This window comes from Clostridium sp. AWRP, assembly GCF_004006395.2.
Lineage (GTDB): Bacteria > Bacillota > Clostridia > Clostridiales > Clostridiaceae > Clostridium_B.
In genome coordinates this window covers 225,464-239,836 of the sequence record NZ_CP029758.2, presented here as the reverse complement: position 1 = coordinate 239,836, position 14,373 = coordinate 225,464, and the positions used below count along the sequence as shown (strand labels likewise).

14 protein-coding genes, 5 tRNA genes and 1 riboswitch are annotated in these 14,373 nt (G+C 33.0%); of the genes, 1 reads left to right on the top strand and 18 read right to left on the bottom strand.

The window, feature by feature from the left end; genetic code table 11:
* Nucleotides 1-27: 27 nt before the first annotated feature.
* The 6 genes from metK to DMR38_RS01155 form a co-directional block, all read right to left on the bottom strand.
* Nucleotides 28-1,203 carry a methionine adenosyltransferase gene (metK, locus tag DMR38_RS01180; RefSeq protein WP_127719618.1) on the bottom strand — a complete coding sequence of 392 codons (1,176 nt, stop codon included), beginning with the start codon at nucleotides 1,201-1,203 and terminating at the stop codon, nucleotides 28-30.
* Between the two features lie 189 nt (nucleotides 1,204-1,392).
* Nucleotides 1,393-1,492, bottom strand: a riboswitch (SAM riboswitch).
* Between the two features lie 78 nt (nucleotides 1,493-1,570).
* Nucleotides 1,571-1,655 (bottom strand) — tRNA-Tyr (locus DMR38_RS01175).
* 5 nt (nucleotides 1,656-1,660) lie between these two features.
* Nucleotides 1,661-1,736: transfer RNA gene (locus tag DMR38_RS01170), tRNA-Thr, on the bottom strand.
* Between the two features lie 21 nt (nucleotides 1,737-1,757).
* A tRNA-Val gene (locus DMR38_RS01165) sits at nucleotides 1,758-1,833 on the bottom strand.
* Nucleotides 1,834-1,842: 9 nt separating this feature from the next.
* Nucleotides 1,843-1,927, bottom strand: a tRNA-Tyr gene (locus DMR38_RS01160).
* Nucleotides 1,928-1,932: 5 nt separating this feature from the next.
* Nucleotides 1,933-2,008, bottom strand: a tRNA-Thr gene (locus DMR38_RS01155).
* A 249-nt stretch (nucleotides 2,009-2,257) separates the two neighbouring features.
* Between DMR38_RS01155 and yyaC the strand changes: the two genes are divergently transcribed.
* Nucleotides 2,258-2,806 carry a spore protease YyaC gene (gene yyaC, locus DMR38_RS01150; RefSeq protein WP_127719617.1) on the top strand — a complete coding sequence of 183 codons (549 nt, stop codon included), beginning with the start codon at nucleotides 2,258-2,260 and terminating at the stop codon, nucleotides 2,804-2,806.
* 92 nt (nucleotides 2,807-2,898) lie between these two features.
* On the opposite strand, the gene DMR38_RS01145 is transcribed toward yyaC, so the two are convergent.
* The 12 genes from DMR38_RS01145 to DMR38_RS01090 form a co-directional block, all read right to left on the bottom strand.
* Nucleotides 2,899-3,930, bottom strand: coding sequence for a rod shape-determining protein (locus DMR38_RS01145; RefSeq protein WP_013236940.1), 1,032 nt, complete (start codon nucleotides 3,928-3,930; stop codon nucleotides 2,899-2,901).
* Nucleotides 3,931-4,027: 97 nt separating this feature from the next.
* On the bottom strand, nucleotides 4,028-4,282 hold the full coding sequence (spoIIID, locus tag DMR38_RS01140) for a sporulation transcriptional regulator SpoIIID (protein WP_013236939.1): 255 nt from the start codon (nucleotides 4,280-4,282) through the stop codon (nucleotides 4,028-4,030).
* A gap of 220 nt (nucleotides 4,283-4,502) precedes the next feature.
* A complete protein-coding gene (locus DMR38_RS01135) occupies nucleotides 4,503-5,219 on the bottom strand; it encodes a M23 family metallopeptidase (RefSeq protein ID WP_127719616.1) in 717 nt (238 codons plus the stop codon).
* A gap of 151 nt (nucleotides 5,220-5,370) precedes the next feature.
* Nucleotides 5,371-6,417: a stage II sporulation protein D gene (spoIID, locus tag DMR38_RS01130; protein ID WP_127719615.1), complete on the bottom strand. Its 1,047-nt coding sequence runs from the start codon at nucleotides 6,415-6,417 to the stop codon at nucleotides 5,371-5,373.
* 184 nt (nucleotides 6,418-6,601) lie between these two features.
* Nucleotides 6,602-7,861, bottom strand: coding sequence for a UDP-N-acetylglucosamine 1-carboxyvinyltransferase (murA, locus tag DMR38_RS01125; protein ID WP_127719614.1), 1,260 nt, complete (start codon nucleotides 7,859-7,861; stop codon nucleotides 6,602-6,604).
* A gap of 94 nt (nucleotides 7,862-7,955) precedes the next feature.
* Nucleotides 7,956-8,693 (bottom strand): hypothetical protein, encoded by a 738-nt coding sequence (locus DMR38_RS01120; RefSeq protein WP_127719613.1) that lies wholly within the window; start codon nucleotides 8,691-8,693, stop codon nucleotides 7,956-7,958.
* A 342-nt stretch (nucleotides 8,694-9,035) separates the two neighbouring features.
* On the bottom strand, nucleotides 9,036-9,434 hold the full coding sequence (locus DMR38_RS01115; RefSeq protein ID WP_127719612.1) for a F0F1 ATP synthase subunit epsilon: 399 nt from the start codon (nucleotides 9,432-9,434) through the stop codon (nucleotides 9,036-9,038).
* Between the two features lie 66 nt (nucleotides 9,435-9,500).
* Nucleotides 9,501-10,895 carry a F0F1 ATP synthase subunit beta gene (atpD, locus tag DMR38_RS01110; protein ID WP_127719611.1) on the bottom strand — a complete coding sequence of 465 codons (1,395 nt, stop codon included), beginning with the start codon at nucleotides 10,893-10,895 and terminating at the stop codon, nucleotides 9,501-9,503.
* Between the two features lie 12 nt (nucleotides 10,896-10,907).
* A complete protein-coding gene (gene atpG, locus DMR38_RS01105; RefSeq protein ID WP_127719610.1) occupies nucleotides 10,908-11,759 on the bottom strand; it encodes an ATP synthase F1 subunit gamma in 852 nt (283 codons plus the stop codon).
* Between the two features lie 22 nt (nucleotides 11,760-11,781).
* Entirely contained in the window at nucleotides 11,782-13,296 is a 1,515-nt protein-coding gene (gene atpA, locus DMR38_RS01100) for a F0F1 ATP synthase subunit alpha (RefSeq protein WP_127719609.1), read from the bottom strand.
* A 4-nt stretch (nucleotides 13,297-13,300) separates the two neighbouring features.
* On the bottom strand, nucleotides 13,301-13,846 hold the full coding sequence (locus DMR38_RS01095) for a F0F1 ATP synthase subunit delta (RefSeq protein WP_127719608.1): 546 nt from the start codon (nucleotides 13,844-13,846) through the stop codon (nucleotides 13,301-13,303).
* A 2-nt stretch (nucleotides 13,847-13,848) separates the two neighbouring features.
* Complete coding sequence (locus DMR38_RS01090) at nucleotides 13,849-14,340, bottom strand: F0F1 ATP synthase subunit B (protein WP_175412890.1); 492 nt, start codon at nucleotides 14,338-14,340, stop codon at nucleotides 13,849-13,851.
* Nucleotides 14,341-14,373 lie beyond the last annotated feature (33 nt).

Sequence of the window (14,373 nt, the reverse complement as noted above, 5' to 3'; positions counted from 1 at the left end):
ATACTACAATATAGAGCTTTTCATTATTTACATATATTTTTTTATTTCTTCAACTTTATCTAATCTTTCCCAAGGTACATCAATATCAGTTCTTCCAAAATGTCCATAAGCCGCAACTTGCCTATATATAGGTCTTCTAAGATTTAAATCTTTTATTATAGCAGCTGGTCTCAAATCAAATACCTTATTTACTATATCTACTATTTTTTCTTCCGGTATATTTCCTGTACCAAAAGTATCTACAGTTATAGATACAGGCTTTGCTACACCAATAGCATAAGCAAGTTGTATTTCCAACTTATCTGCAATACCTGCAGCCACTAAATTTTTTGCTACCCACCTTGCAGCATAAGCAGCAGATCTATCAACCTTGGTTGGATCTTTACCAGAAAAAGCACCGCCGCCATGTCTTCCATAACCACCGTAGGTATCTACTATTATCTTTCTTCCTGTAAGTCCAGAATCTCCCTGAGGACCTCCAACAACAAATCTTCCTGTTGGATTTATAAAATACTTAGTTTTATAATCTAAAAACTCTCGTGGTACAACAGGTCTTATTACATTGTTTATTATGTCTGTTTCAATTTGTTTTCTAGTTACCATTTCGTCATGCTGAGTAGATACTACTATGGTATCAACTCTAACTGGTTTATTGTCCTCATATTCTATAGTAACTTGAGTTTTTCCATCTGGCCTTAAATAATCTAAAATTTTATCTTTTCTAACCTGTGCTAATCTTTTTGCAAGTTTGTGAGCAAGGCTTATTGGCATAGGCATGTATTCTTGAGTTTCATTTGTAGCAAATCCGAACATCATGCCCTGATCTCCAGCGCCTATAGCTTCTATGGCTTCCATTGAACCTTCCTTGGCTTCTAAGGCTTTATCAACTCCCATAGCTATATCCGATGATTGTTCATCAATCGAACTTATTACCGAACAAGTATCGCAGTCAAATCCATATTTAGCTCTAGTATATCCTATTTCTCTTACAGTATTTCTAACTATTTTTGAAATATCGATATAACAATTGGTTGATATCTCACCCATAACCAAAACCATACCTGTAGTAGTTGCAGTTTCACATGCTACTCTTCCATAAGGATCTTGTTCCAGTATGGCATCTAAGATAGCATCTGAAATCTGATCACACATTTTATCTGGATGGCCTTCTGTAACTGATTCAGATGTAAATAGTTTTCTCATTTTCTATACCTCCCATGTAAAAACATATTTTTTCTTACATTAAATGAATTACTCTTACATTAAATGAATTACTCTTACATTAAATGCAAATTCAAATCCTATATTCACAATATAAAACTGAAATGTCAAAAGTGACATTTCAATTAAAAAAACCTCTTCGATAAGAAGAGGTTAAATAACTTAACTACTCTCTTATCTTGCAGAATCCTGCAGGAATTGGCACCTTGGTGACTTTCACTGGTTGCCGGGTTTCATAGGGCCTTGTTCCCTCCGCCTCTCTTGATAAGAGCTATAACATAATTTTTCATTTGTTAAGATTATACAATTTTTATAAAACAAAAAACACCTAAAAGTGTCTTTATATTTATGGTGGAGGAAGATGGATTCGAACCATCGAAGTCACTGACAACAGATTTACAGTCTGCCCCCTTTGGCCACTCGGGAATTCCTCCGCATTTGGTGCTGGCAGTAGGAATCGAACCCACGACCTACTGATTACAAGTCAGTTGCTCTACCTGCTGAGCCATGCCAGCTTATTCTATTATTATTGTAAATGGTGGGCACAATAGGGCTCGAACCTATGACCCTCTGCTTGTAAGGCAGATGCTCTCCCAGCTGAGCTATGCGCCCTTACATTTATGGTGGAGGAAGATGGATTCGAACCATCGAAGTCACTGACAACAGATTTACAGTCTGCCCCCTTTGGCCACTCGGGAATTCCTCCATATTTGGTGCTGGCAGTAGGAATCGAACCCACGACCTACTGATTACAAGTCAGTTGCTCTACCTGCTGAGCCATGCCAGCTTATCTTATTATCATACGTTCCTTAAAACAAGAACGTACTCAACGTAAATTAGTATACAGTTTTATTTACTTATTATCAAATTTAATATATGATTAAATTTCAATATTACATATACCTTTCTCCATATTTCTCTATATTTCTTTCAAAATCATATTCACTTAATTTAGCCTTAATAATTTATATAAAGTCATCATATAAATTATATATAGTGTTCTTCGCAAGTACATACATAAAAGAAGGTGAATATATTGAATAAAGCAAAAAGTAATTATAAAGATCCCTTAGCATATTACAAACTTGCCTATTTTTTAAAAAATTACATTAATAACGATACCATAATTGTATGTATTGGTACCGATAGATATATAGGAGACTGCCTGGGTCCCCTAGTAGGTACACTTTTAAAATGTAAGCATTTTCCTCTACCTGTCTACGGTACAATTTCAGATCCTATACATGCTTTAAACATTGAAAGCAAACTGAATAAAATAAATTTACTTCACCCGCATAAAAACATTATAGGAATAGATGCTTGTTTAGGTGATCTAGAAACTATAGGCGATATCCAAGTAAGAGACTTCCCCGTTCATCCTGGCAAAGGTGTAGGAAAATCTCTCCCGGATGTAGGAAATTCCTCAATAATAGGTATAGTTGACTCAAATAACAATGAAGACTTATTTAATAATACCAGCAATAATATACGTCTTAATTTAGTTTTAAGTATGGCTGAAGTAATACTTTATTCATTAATTCATTCATATTATCTATATTACAACAACATCTTTACTGATATTTAACTATATCTAACATTTTAGTGTATTTAAGAAAATTAAAATCTAACTTATTAAAAGATACATAATACTAAATAAGTTAGATTTTGTTCTTTGTTTTAATCTATTAACGTTATATCATCGCCACTAAAAACTACTTCCATTTTATCTAAATATTCAAGTACTTTGCCTGTACCTAGCGCTACACATGACACTGGTTCTTCTGCAACATAAACGGGTACATTAGTTACTTTTTGTATTAAATTACTCAATCCATTTAAAAGTGCACCTCCACCAGTCATAAAAATACCTTTATCAGCTATATCGGCTGATAATTCTGGCGGCGTTTTTTCCAGTACTGCACGAGTTGTATCTGCTATAGAATTTACAGTTTCTTTTAACGCTATTCTCATTTCTGCAGAAGATACAGTTATATTTTTAGGAAGCCCTGTAATTAAATCACGGCCTCTTATTTCCATACTTACTTCTTCATCTCTATCAAAAGCAGATCCTATTTTTATTTTTAAATCTTCGGAAGTTCTTTCGCCAATCATCAGTTTATGTTCTTTTCTTACATATTTCATTATAGCTTCATCGAACTTATCACCTGCAACTTTGATGGAAGATCTTACAACTATTCCTCCAAGTGAAATTACTGCTACATCAGTTGTTCCTCCACCTATATCTATTACCATATTTCCACTTGCCTTAGTTATGTCAATGCCAGCTCCTATAGCTGCTGCTAGTGGTTCTTCAATTAAAAACACCTTTTTTGCACCTGCATTTTTAGCCGCATCAATTACAGCTCTTTTTTCAACTTCAGTAGCTTCACATGGAACGCAAACAACTATTCTCGGTGAAGATATCCTATTTTTACCACAAGCCTTGCTTATAAAATACTTCAGCATTTTTTCCGTTACATCATAATCAGATATAACTCCATCTTTTAATGGACGAATAGCAACAATATTACCAGGTGTTCTACCTATCATCTGCCATGCTTCTTCTCCTACAGCTAGTACTCTATTTTTTATCTTATCTATGGCAACAACTGAAGGTTCCTTTAAAATTACCCCCCTGCCTTTAATATAAACAAGTACGGTTGCTGTACCTAGATCTATTCCCATATCAGTTCCTATACTAAAAAACATTCCCTTTTCACTCCTAATCTCCTTTGCTTTTCAAACTAAAAGGTAAATTTATTTACCTTTATTATCATATCATATTCTAATTATAATAGGAATGTTTTTAGCCTTCAATAGCTTTATATTTCATTTTGGTAGCCTTACCACCTCTTATATGCCGCTCTGCCTTATTATAATCCAATATACTCTTGGCTTCCTGAGCAATTTGAGGATTTATTTTAGGCAGCCTTTCTGTCATATCCTTGTGTATAGTACTTTTACTTACTCCAAAAACCTTAGCCGTTTTCCTTATTGTGGCCTTAGATCCTATTATATATTTGGCAACTTCCAAAACCCTTTCCTCAATATAATCTTTCAATTTTATTCAACTCCTTTTTACAGTTACCGTTTTACAATCAACAATTAATGATGAGACTTTACATTATATATCCATAAACGTATTTACTCGTATTTATCATTAAACTAAATAATCTCTGCTAATTACTTGTTCCTATATATTTATAAATATGCTGGTTAATATTTTAAAATTCATTGTGTATGGGCCATTTCTCCATAAAATTCTAAGAAATGGCCAAATATTAGTATTTTATATACTTACCTGGGTCAACAAATTCTTTTCCCTTCAAAACAGCAAAGTGTAAGTGATCTCCGTATTTTTCATAAGCTGATCTCAATGTACTTTTCCCAACTACTCCAATAACCGTTCCTTTTTTTATGGTTTGACCTGCACTAACTTTCACACTTGGATCTAGGTTAGAATAAACTGTTTTTAATCCATTTTGATGATCTATAATGACTTCTACTCCATCCTGTGTTGCTGTATTTACTGATTCTACCTTTCCATCCATAGCTGCAAACACGGGTTTGCCAAGTGGAGTTTGTATATCATATCCTAAGTTTGGTCTATACGTTGCTGTAGAATCCCAATATACTGGATTCTCTGAATAACCTCTTGCAATATTACCCTCTACTGGCTTTTGAAAGGAAGTGCTTACTGAGTTAGATACTCCCTTCGATGCTTCATTATTAGATACATTGGATTTTACCTTATTATCCTTTTTTACTTGAAGAGCATTGTTATAATTGGAAGAAGGCTTTTCATTTGCCTTTGCTGTTTCCTTAATTTTTTTCTGCTCTACAGCCTGACTTTTTTGAAGCTGTGCACTTTGATTTTTATTATTTCTTGCTGTTATTACTGCCGCTGTTACTGCAATACATAAACATATAAACAGTATTACATAAAAGCTCTCCTTTTTTAAAAAGTTGAATGCTTTGTTAAAAGATTTTTTGTTCATAATAACACCTCCTTTTTGTAGTTTGTCCAGAGAATAGAAAAAAATACATATTTTATGAAATTATTTTACAAAAAAAAGAGGAAATTTTCCTCTTTTTTACTTAATATTTATTTAATGTATTCCAGTAACATACAATTAGCTGATATAATTATTATTTTTTAAATAAGTTTACATTTTTTAGACTAGTTCCTTCGTAATAATGAGATAATATATTTTTATAGTCTTTTCCATTTTTGCCCATATAATTAGCTCCCCACTGGCTCATTCCAACTCCATGTCCATATCCAGTGCATTGAATATACACACCATCTTTAAAATCTATACTAAAATTTGCCGAATTCAATCCCATAATAGTTCTAAATTTCGTACCAGATATAGTAATATCACCAAGTTTAATTTCTTTTACAGAACCACTTTCATTTTTACTTTTTATAACTACCTGGTTGGGTAAGTTTTCTAAAGATAACCCTGAATTAGCATAACTTGAGTTTACCTTATTTATAAAATCTATATATGACATTTTCACTGAAGTTTTATATTTTCTTGCACTTTCTTCTCCTGGACTTTCTACGCTCTTTAAATACCCCTCTGCTTCTCCAAATACGTCTTCTGAATTTTCAGTTCTTCCTGCACTTACTGCAAAATAGTAGGGTTCCATCACCAATTTATTTTTGTAAGTCAGCACCTGTCCTGAAGTAGCTTGTACTGCATCTACAATTTTGCTCCAATATTTATCCCCATCACTCTTAGGCCAGTTTTTCATCCTATCTTCTTTATTAACAAACACCTGGCACTTAACTGTATCACATACATCTGCACCTGTATTGCTCTTGTATTTTTTACCTCCATACATTCCCATATGTGCAGCTGCAAAAGTTCTAGACGCCACAGCCTGTGCTTTAAGCGCTTCTTCTGAAAATTCGGCAGGCATTTCAGCAGCTACTACTCCTGTTACATATTGCTCTAAATCCATTTCTTTTACTGTATTTTCTTTAGTTATGTACACCTTTATTTTTTCTGATCTAGTGTCCTGTTTTTTTAGTATTATATTTTTTGACTTTATTAGGAATTGAGGTAAGTTATCATATTTTTGGTTTCCCATTCCCACCATAAATAAGGAGAGTACAATTACAAATAATGTACCCATAAACACTAAAATAATAAATTTTTTTAAAAAGTCTAATATATCACCCTTCATATTTTTCTCCTGTTAGGCGTTTGAAAGAAAATAGCAAGTCATTTCTTTGAAAATGCCTTATATATATTTTGAACTACAATATTATATTTTTATTGCCGCATCTTATAAAATATTCCAATAAAAAAACAAAGAAAAAATTTTGTTCTAATCTTCTCTTTGTCTAATAATATATATAATAGGGGTATTATTCATTTATTCTCTCAATATCAGCTCCTAGTGCTTTTAATTTTTTTTCAATATCTACATAACCTCTATCTACATGATATATATCTGCAATTTCTGTTTCACCTTCTGCTGCCAACCCGCAAAGTATAAGGCTTGCACCAGCTCTTAAGTCTGTTGCTTTAACTTCTGCTCCAGTAAGTTTTTTTACACCTTCTATAATTGCACTTCTTCCATCTATCTTTATGTTTGCTCCCATCCTTTTCATCTCTGCTACGTGCATAAATCTATTTTCAAAAATAGTTTCTGTTATTATACTTGTACCCATAACAGTACATAAAAGTCCTGTCATCTGTGACTGCATATCAGTTGGAAAGCCAGGATAAGGCATAGTTTTAATATCTACAGGTCTTAATTCATCTCTTCCATCTACAATCAAGCTACTTCCTTGTGAGCTTATATGAACTCCAACTTCAGTTAACTTGGCGATTATAGGTTTTAAGTATTCTTCATTAGCACCATTTATTTTAATCTTACTTCTAGTTATAGCAGCTGCCACCATAAAAGTGCCAGATTCTATCCTATCAAATATTGGTCTATGAGTACTTCCCTTTAAGCTTTTTACTCCTAATATTTTAATAGTACCTGACCCTGCACCAATAATATTTGCTCCCATACTATTTAAAAATTTTGCCAAATCCCTTATTTCGGGTTCTTCTGCTGCATTCTCTATTATAGTTTCTCCTTCTGCCATTACCGATGCCATCATTATATTTTCTGTAGCCCCCACTGAAGGGAAATCCAGATATATTTTGTTTCCTATCAACTTCTTAGCACTTGCTTCTACATATCCATGGCCTACATTCACCTCTGCTCCCAAAGCACTTAAGCCCTTCAAGTGAAGATCTATAGGTCTAGTTCCAATATTACATCCCCCTGGGAGACATAATCTGAACTTTCCAAACCTAGCTATCATAGGACCCATTATTAAAAATGACGCCCTCATTTTTTTTACCAATTCGCTGCATGGATTGCAATCTTTTATATTAGATGAATCTATTATGACTTTATTTGTATCTTTGTCTATATTTATATCTGCAGATATACTCCTTAATATGTCACTTATTACAAAAACATCTTCAAGCATTGGCACTTTTTCTATTACGCATTTATCTCCACTTAAAATACAAGCTGCTATAATAGGCAATACAGAATTTTTAGCAGTACTGATATTTACTTCTCCATGCAGTTTATTTCCTCCCTTAACTACTATTTTACTCATAATGTTCCTCCATTCTATAATTGCTAATATGTTACTTAATTTTTGTACCGCCTTATAAGTTACATTTAACAAAAACATCCATATTATATGATTCCTAATATGTCACCATTATTTCTGGAGTTCCCATAATTATATAAGTGCCTGTATCATATTTTACAACAGCATAGTTAAAATCTATTAAACCTGTGCCACTTTGTATTGGCTCATACTTATGGGTATAAGCAGTAGAACTGTATCCTTCCTCTAAAGCTATAGTTTTAATGTCAGATGTACCATAGAATTTTAAAATGTTTTTAACTTCGCTATTTACAATACTTACGTCTTTTTTCTGAGTTTTTGCCTTTACATATTCAAAATACTTACACTTTTCTTTTCTATTCCCTATAGATCTATCTACCATATTTTTCAAATCCTGTAATTTGTACTGACTAGATTTTCTTGTAATGTTAACTGTAATGATATTATAATTTTCATTTTCTACACCTTCTACATAGCCATCTGCATAGTATCCATTAAATTCTATACGATAAATTTTATTATCTCTCCACACTTTTTTGTTACACTCATTATATTCCGTTAATACTTTAAATGTTTCATCTACAACCTTTTCCTTGCCACTAGAAGTATTAAAAGTAGCCATAATTCCATATTCCACTGGGGTACTGTTAGTCTTTTCCAATATGTTTTTAAACATATCTGTTTCCTTCACATTAGAAACGGATTTTTGAAATAAGGTAGATCTTACACCCAAATTATCTCCTGAAGCACAAACATAATATTGAAAAGAAAATACAAGAACCAATAAACAGCTTAACATTTTTAGTTTTTTCATATATATTTAGTTCTGCACAAAATTAAGCAGGACATTTTCACCCCCTTCTATTTCTCTTTAAAAATTATGGACAACTTTCCCTTTTAATATTCAATAATTTACTACTTAGTTTAAGCTACTAAATTTTATTTGATAGTCTTTCTATTTGTGCTAAAAAACTGACCTTAGTATTTCAAAAAATAGAAATTCCACAGGAGGGACCTATATTAGTATATAAACTTAAATAGCAAAATGTGAATATTTTCAAGCATAAAAAAGCACTATCCAAAATCATTATGTTAATGATTTTAGGTAGTGCTTTTTTATCTTCAATTAAAATACAGCAAATTATCAAAAGCTTCATTATTTCAGATTAATTCTAGCCAGTGCCCTAGCCAATGCCATTTCTGCTCTTTTTACATCGACTCCATCTTTCTGATTAGCTAATCTTTTTTCAGCTCTCTCTCTAGCAGCTTTTGCTCTCTCTATGTCTATTTCATCTGGCCATTCACAAGAATCACATAAAATCTTTAGCTCATTATTTATTACTTCCAGTACTCCGGTTGATGTAAATGCCTTTAATTTTTTGCCATCTTTTTGAACGATTTCGGTATCTGCAGGTTTTAAAGTGGTAACTAAAGGCATATGGTCTGGAAGAATTGCTATGTCGCCTTGAATACTTTCCGTTATTACTTCTACTACTTCTCCTTCATAGAATTCTCTATCGGGAGTAAGGATAGTTAATTTTAAAACTTCTGACATATTAATCTCCTTTAAAATTTACATTAAACAAAATTCTCTCAAACCAATTTTGCTTAATAAATCACTTTAATTTTTTCCCATATTTTTAGCTGCTTCAACCACTTCATCTATACTTCCTTTAAATAAGAAAGCAGTTTCTGGCAAATCATCATATTTACCTTCAAGAATTTCTTTAAAACCTCTTATAGTATCCTTTATTTGAACATATTTACCCTGATATCCTGTAAATTGTTCTGCAACAGAAAATGGTTGTGATAAAAATCTTTGAATTCTTCTAGCTCTAATAACTACTAATCTATCATCTTCTGAAAGCTCATCTACACCAAGTATTGCTATAATATCTTGAAGTTCACTGTATCTTTCAAGTATATGTTTAACATCTGACGCTACTTTATAATGATCCTCTCCTACAATCCTTGGATCCAATATTCTTGAAGTGGATGCCAGTGGATCAACAGCAGGATATATACCAATTTCTGATATAGATCTAGAAAGAACTGTAGTTGCATCAAGATGTGTAAATGTTGTAGCTGGTGCCGGGTCAGTCAAGTCATCTGCTGGAACATATACTGCCTGAACAGATGTAATAGACCCCTGCTTTGTGGATGTTATTCTTTCTTGAAGAGCACCCATTTCAGTTGCAAGAGTTGGCTGGTAACCAACGGCACTAGGTATTCTACCAAGTAACGCTGAAACTTCAGACCCTGCCTGAGTAAATCTGAATATATTATCTATAAATAAAAGTACATCCTGACCTTTATCTCTAAAATATTCTGCCATAGTAAGTCCTGTAAGTGCAACTCTCATTCTTGCTCCAGGTGGCTCATTCATCTGACCAAATACCAAAGCAGTTTTCTTTATAACTCCTGATTCCTGCATTTCATAATACAGGTCATTTCCTTCTCTTGTTCTTTCTCCAACACCCGTAAATACTGATAATCCACCGTGTTCCTTTGCTATATTGTTTATAAGTTCCTGTATAAGAACCGTTTTACCAACACCAGCTCCACCAAACAGTCCTATCTTTCCGCCTCTTTGGTATGGTGCAAGAAGATCTATAACTTTAATACCAGTTTCAAACATTTCAGGCTTAACAGATTGATCTTCAAAACTTGGCGCCGGTCTATGAATAGGATAGTATTGTTCTGCCTTTACTTCTCCATTTTCATCAATTGGCTGTCCTAGCATATTAAAAAGTCTTCCTAAAACTGGCTCACCTACAGGTACAGATATAGGAGCTCCTGTATCTACTGCATCCATACCTCTCACTAATCCATCTGTACTCTCCATGGATATAGTTCTTACTACATCATCGCCCAAATGTTGTGCAACTTCTGTAATAATTTTTTTATCACCTGATTTTATATCTATGGCATTATATATATTAGGAAGGTTTTCTGTATCAAACTTTATATCTACTACAGGTCCTATAACCTGAACAACTTTGCCTATATTTGGCATCAATGTCCCTCCTTACTTAAGAGCTTCTGCTCCTCCAACTATTTCAGTTATTTCCTGTGTAATAGCAGATTGTCTCTCTCTATTGTATTTAAGATTCAATTTATCCAGTAAATCATTTGCGTTTTTAGTCGCCCCATCCATTGCTGTCATTCTGGAAGCCTGTTCACTTACTTTTGAATTTATCATACAGTTAAGTACTTTTTGCTTTAAATGTAAAAGTACCACTTCATCCATCATTTCATCTATTGATGGTTCAAATTTAACAAGATAATTTGCTTTTTCTTTTTTCTCAGCTTCCAATGGAAGTAATTTTTCAACAACTACTCTTTGTCTAACTGTTGAAATAAACTTAGTATATACTATATTAACTTCTCCAACCTCGCCACTTCTATAAAGGTCTAGAGCCTTATATACTATGGTATCTGCTTCATTTATAGTAGGAACATCTGAAATATCTACGTATTCTGCTTCTGTACTATACTTAAGCCTTTTAAAATATGTTCCTCCTTTTTGTCCCACAGATATCAAAAGGCAATTTTCTTTATCTTTTGACATTGCAGCATCTGCTTCATTTACTACACTGCCATTAAAGCCTCCGCATAATCCTGTATCTGAATTTAAAGCTATGTAGAGTTTCTTATTGCTTTTATTACCATGTATATAAATGTTTCTTCCCTCTGCTCCTAAAACAAATTCATTCATAAGTGAACTAAATAGTTCACAATACTTATTATTTGCCTCAAGCTTTTTTCTAACTTTTCTAAGTTTAGAGGTGGCAATGAGTCCCATGGCATTTGTTATTTTTTGAGTACTGGTTATTGATCTAATTCTTCTTTTTATTGTAACAAGTCCTGCCCCTGCCATATTTCACCTCCCGCAGAAGAAACTATACCTCTGCTAAAAATATTTTTTTGAATTCCTCTATAGCATTTCCAAGTTTATCACTTAATTCATCGGATATAATTTTTTTATCTCTTATTTCATCACCTATTTCCTTATGATGAGTACTCATATAATCAAGGAATTCTCCTTCAAATTCTACAACTTTTTCAACCGGTACATCCATTATATACTCTCTACCAGCTGCAAACAGTATCATTACCTGATTTTCTACAGGCATTGGTTTGTATTGAGGTTGTTTTAATATTTCTGTTAACCTCTTACCTTTTTCAAGCCTTCTCATAGACTCTTTATCAAGGTCTGAGCCAAATTGAGCAAACGATGCAAGTTCTCTATATTGTGCTAAATCCAATCTAAGGGTACCTGCTACCTGCTTCATTGCTTTAATTTGTGCATTGCCACCAACTCTGGATACGGATATACCTGCATTTATAGCTGGTCTTTGTCCTGCATAGAAAAGTTCTGATTCAAGGAATATCTGACCATCTGTTATAGAAATAACATTTGTTGGTATATATGCAGTAACATCTCCTGCCATAGTTTCTATTATAGGGAGTGCTGTAAGTGAGCCTCCACCTAACTTATCAGAAAGTTTTGCTGCTCTTTCAAGTAATCTTGAATGCAAATAGAATACATCTCCAGGATATGCTTCTCTTCCTGGTGGTCTACGGAGTAATAATGACATTTCTCTATAAGCAACCGCATGCTTAGATAAGTCATCATACACTATAAGTACATCTTTTCCCTTATTCATAAAATATTCACCCATGGAACATCCTGCATAAGGAGCAATATACTGAAGTGGTGCTGACTCAGATGCTGATGCAGATACTATTATGCTATAGTCCATAGCACCTGCTTCTGTCAAGTCATTTACTATATGAGCTACGGTAGACTGTTTCTGACCTATAGCTACATATATGCATATCACATCTTTTCCTTTTTGATTTATTATAGTATCCATGGCAATTGCAGTCTTACCTGTTTGCCTGTCTCCTATTATTAATTCCCTTTGTCCTTTTCCAATTGGTATCATTGAATCTATAGCCTTTAACCCGGTTTGCAGTGGTTGTTTAACTGACTGTCTTGTTATAACTCCTGGAGCTACAAGATCTACAGGCCTAGTTTCTGATGTCTTTATAGAACCTTTTCCATCAATAGGCTGTCCAAGTGAATTTACAACTCTTCCAATAATAGCTTCACCTACTGGTACTTCTACAACTCTACCTGTTCTTTTAACTGTATCTCCTTCTTTTATTCCCTTCTGGGAACCCAAAAGAACACAACCTACATTATCCTGTTCAAGGTTTAAAGCCATACCATAAACATCATTTGGAAACTCTAAGAGTTCATTTGCCATACATTGATTAAGGCCATAAACTATAGCAATACCATCACCGATTTGAATTATTGTACCTGAATCAACTGTTTCTATTTTTTTTTCATATTTCTGTATTTCATCTTTTATAATTGAAGTTATTTCTTCAGGTTTTATGTTCATAGGCTCACCTCTGTTCTCCCTTAAGCATTATTTTTTTCATTTCAGAAAGCTTTGACCTTATACTACCATCAATAACTTCATTATTTACCTCAACATAAACCCCACCTATTATACTAGGATCTATTTCTTCTTCAATCAAAACTTTCTTATTAAATTTCTTTTCTAGCTTTTCAATTAAAGCGTTTCTCTCATCATCATTCAAAGCAACAACTGTTTTTACTTTTGCCTTAACAGTATTATTACTCTCAAGATATATATTTTCCATTTCTCTAAGTTTTCCATCAATTTCATTAATTCTATCTTTCTCTATAAGAACTAATAAGAATGAAAGTATGTCTTCATTCACCTTATCTTTAAAGATTTTAGTAAACATCTTTTTCTTCTCTGATGTACTTACTTCTGGATGTTCCATAATTTCCAAAAATTTAGAATTACCTTTTATAGCGGCTACAACCTGCCTTAATTCTTCTAGGTATTCTTTAACTTTTCCTTTTTCTTCTCCAATTTTATAGAGTGCAAGGGCATATCTTCTATCTAAATACTCATGCATAGTTAAATACCTACCTTAGCTATAAAGTCCTCAATAAGTTTCCTATGCTGCTGCTCATTAATAGATCCCTCTAAAGCTTTTGATGATACTAAAAGTGCTAAATCTACCACTTGATTTTTTATATCGTCTTTTGCTTTTTCTCTTTCTCTTTCAGCTTCAACTTTTGCCCTATTTAATATTAGTTGAGCTTCTTTCTGGGCATCATTTACTATGTTCTCGGAAACTTTATCAGCTTTATTTTTATAGTCTTCAACAATAGCTTTTCCTTCTTGTTTTGAATTCTTTAACAACTCTTGATGTTGAGTTACTAACTGTTTAGACTTCTTTTCATTTTCATCAGCAGTTCTTATTTTATTGTCAATTTCTTGCTGCCTACTTGTAATAGTATTATTGACAGGTTTAAAAAAGAAATGCTTCAGAATGAAATACAATATGATAAAATTTATTATCGTTATAACGACTGTAGTCCAATCAATTTGCATATTAAATTCCAATCCTCCCCTCTAAATGTATATGTAAATTAGTGA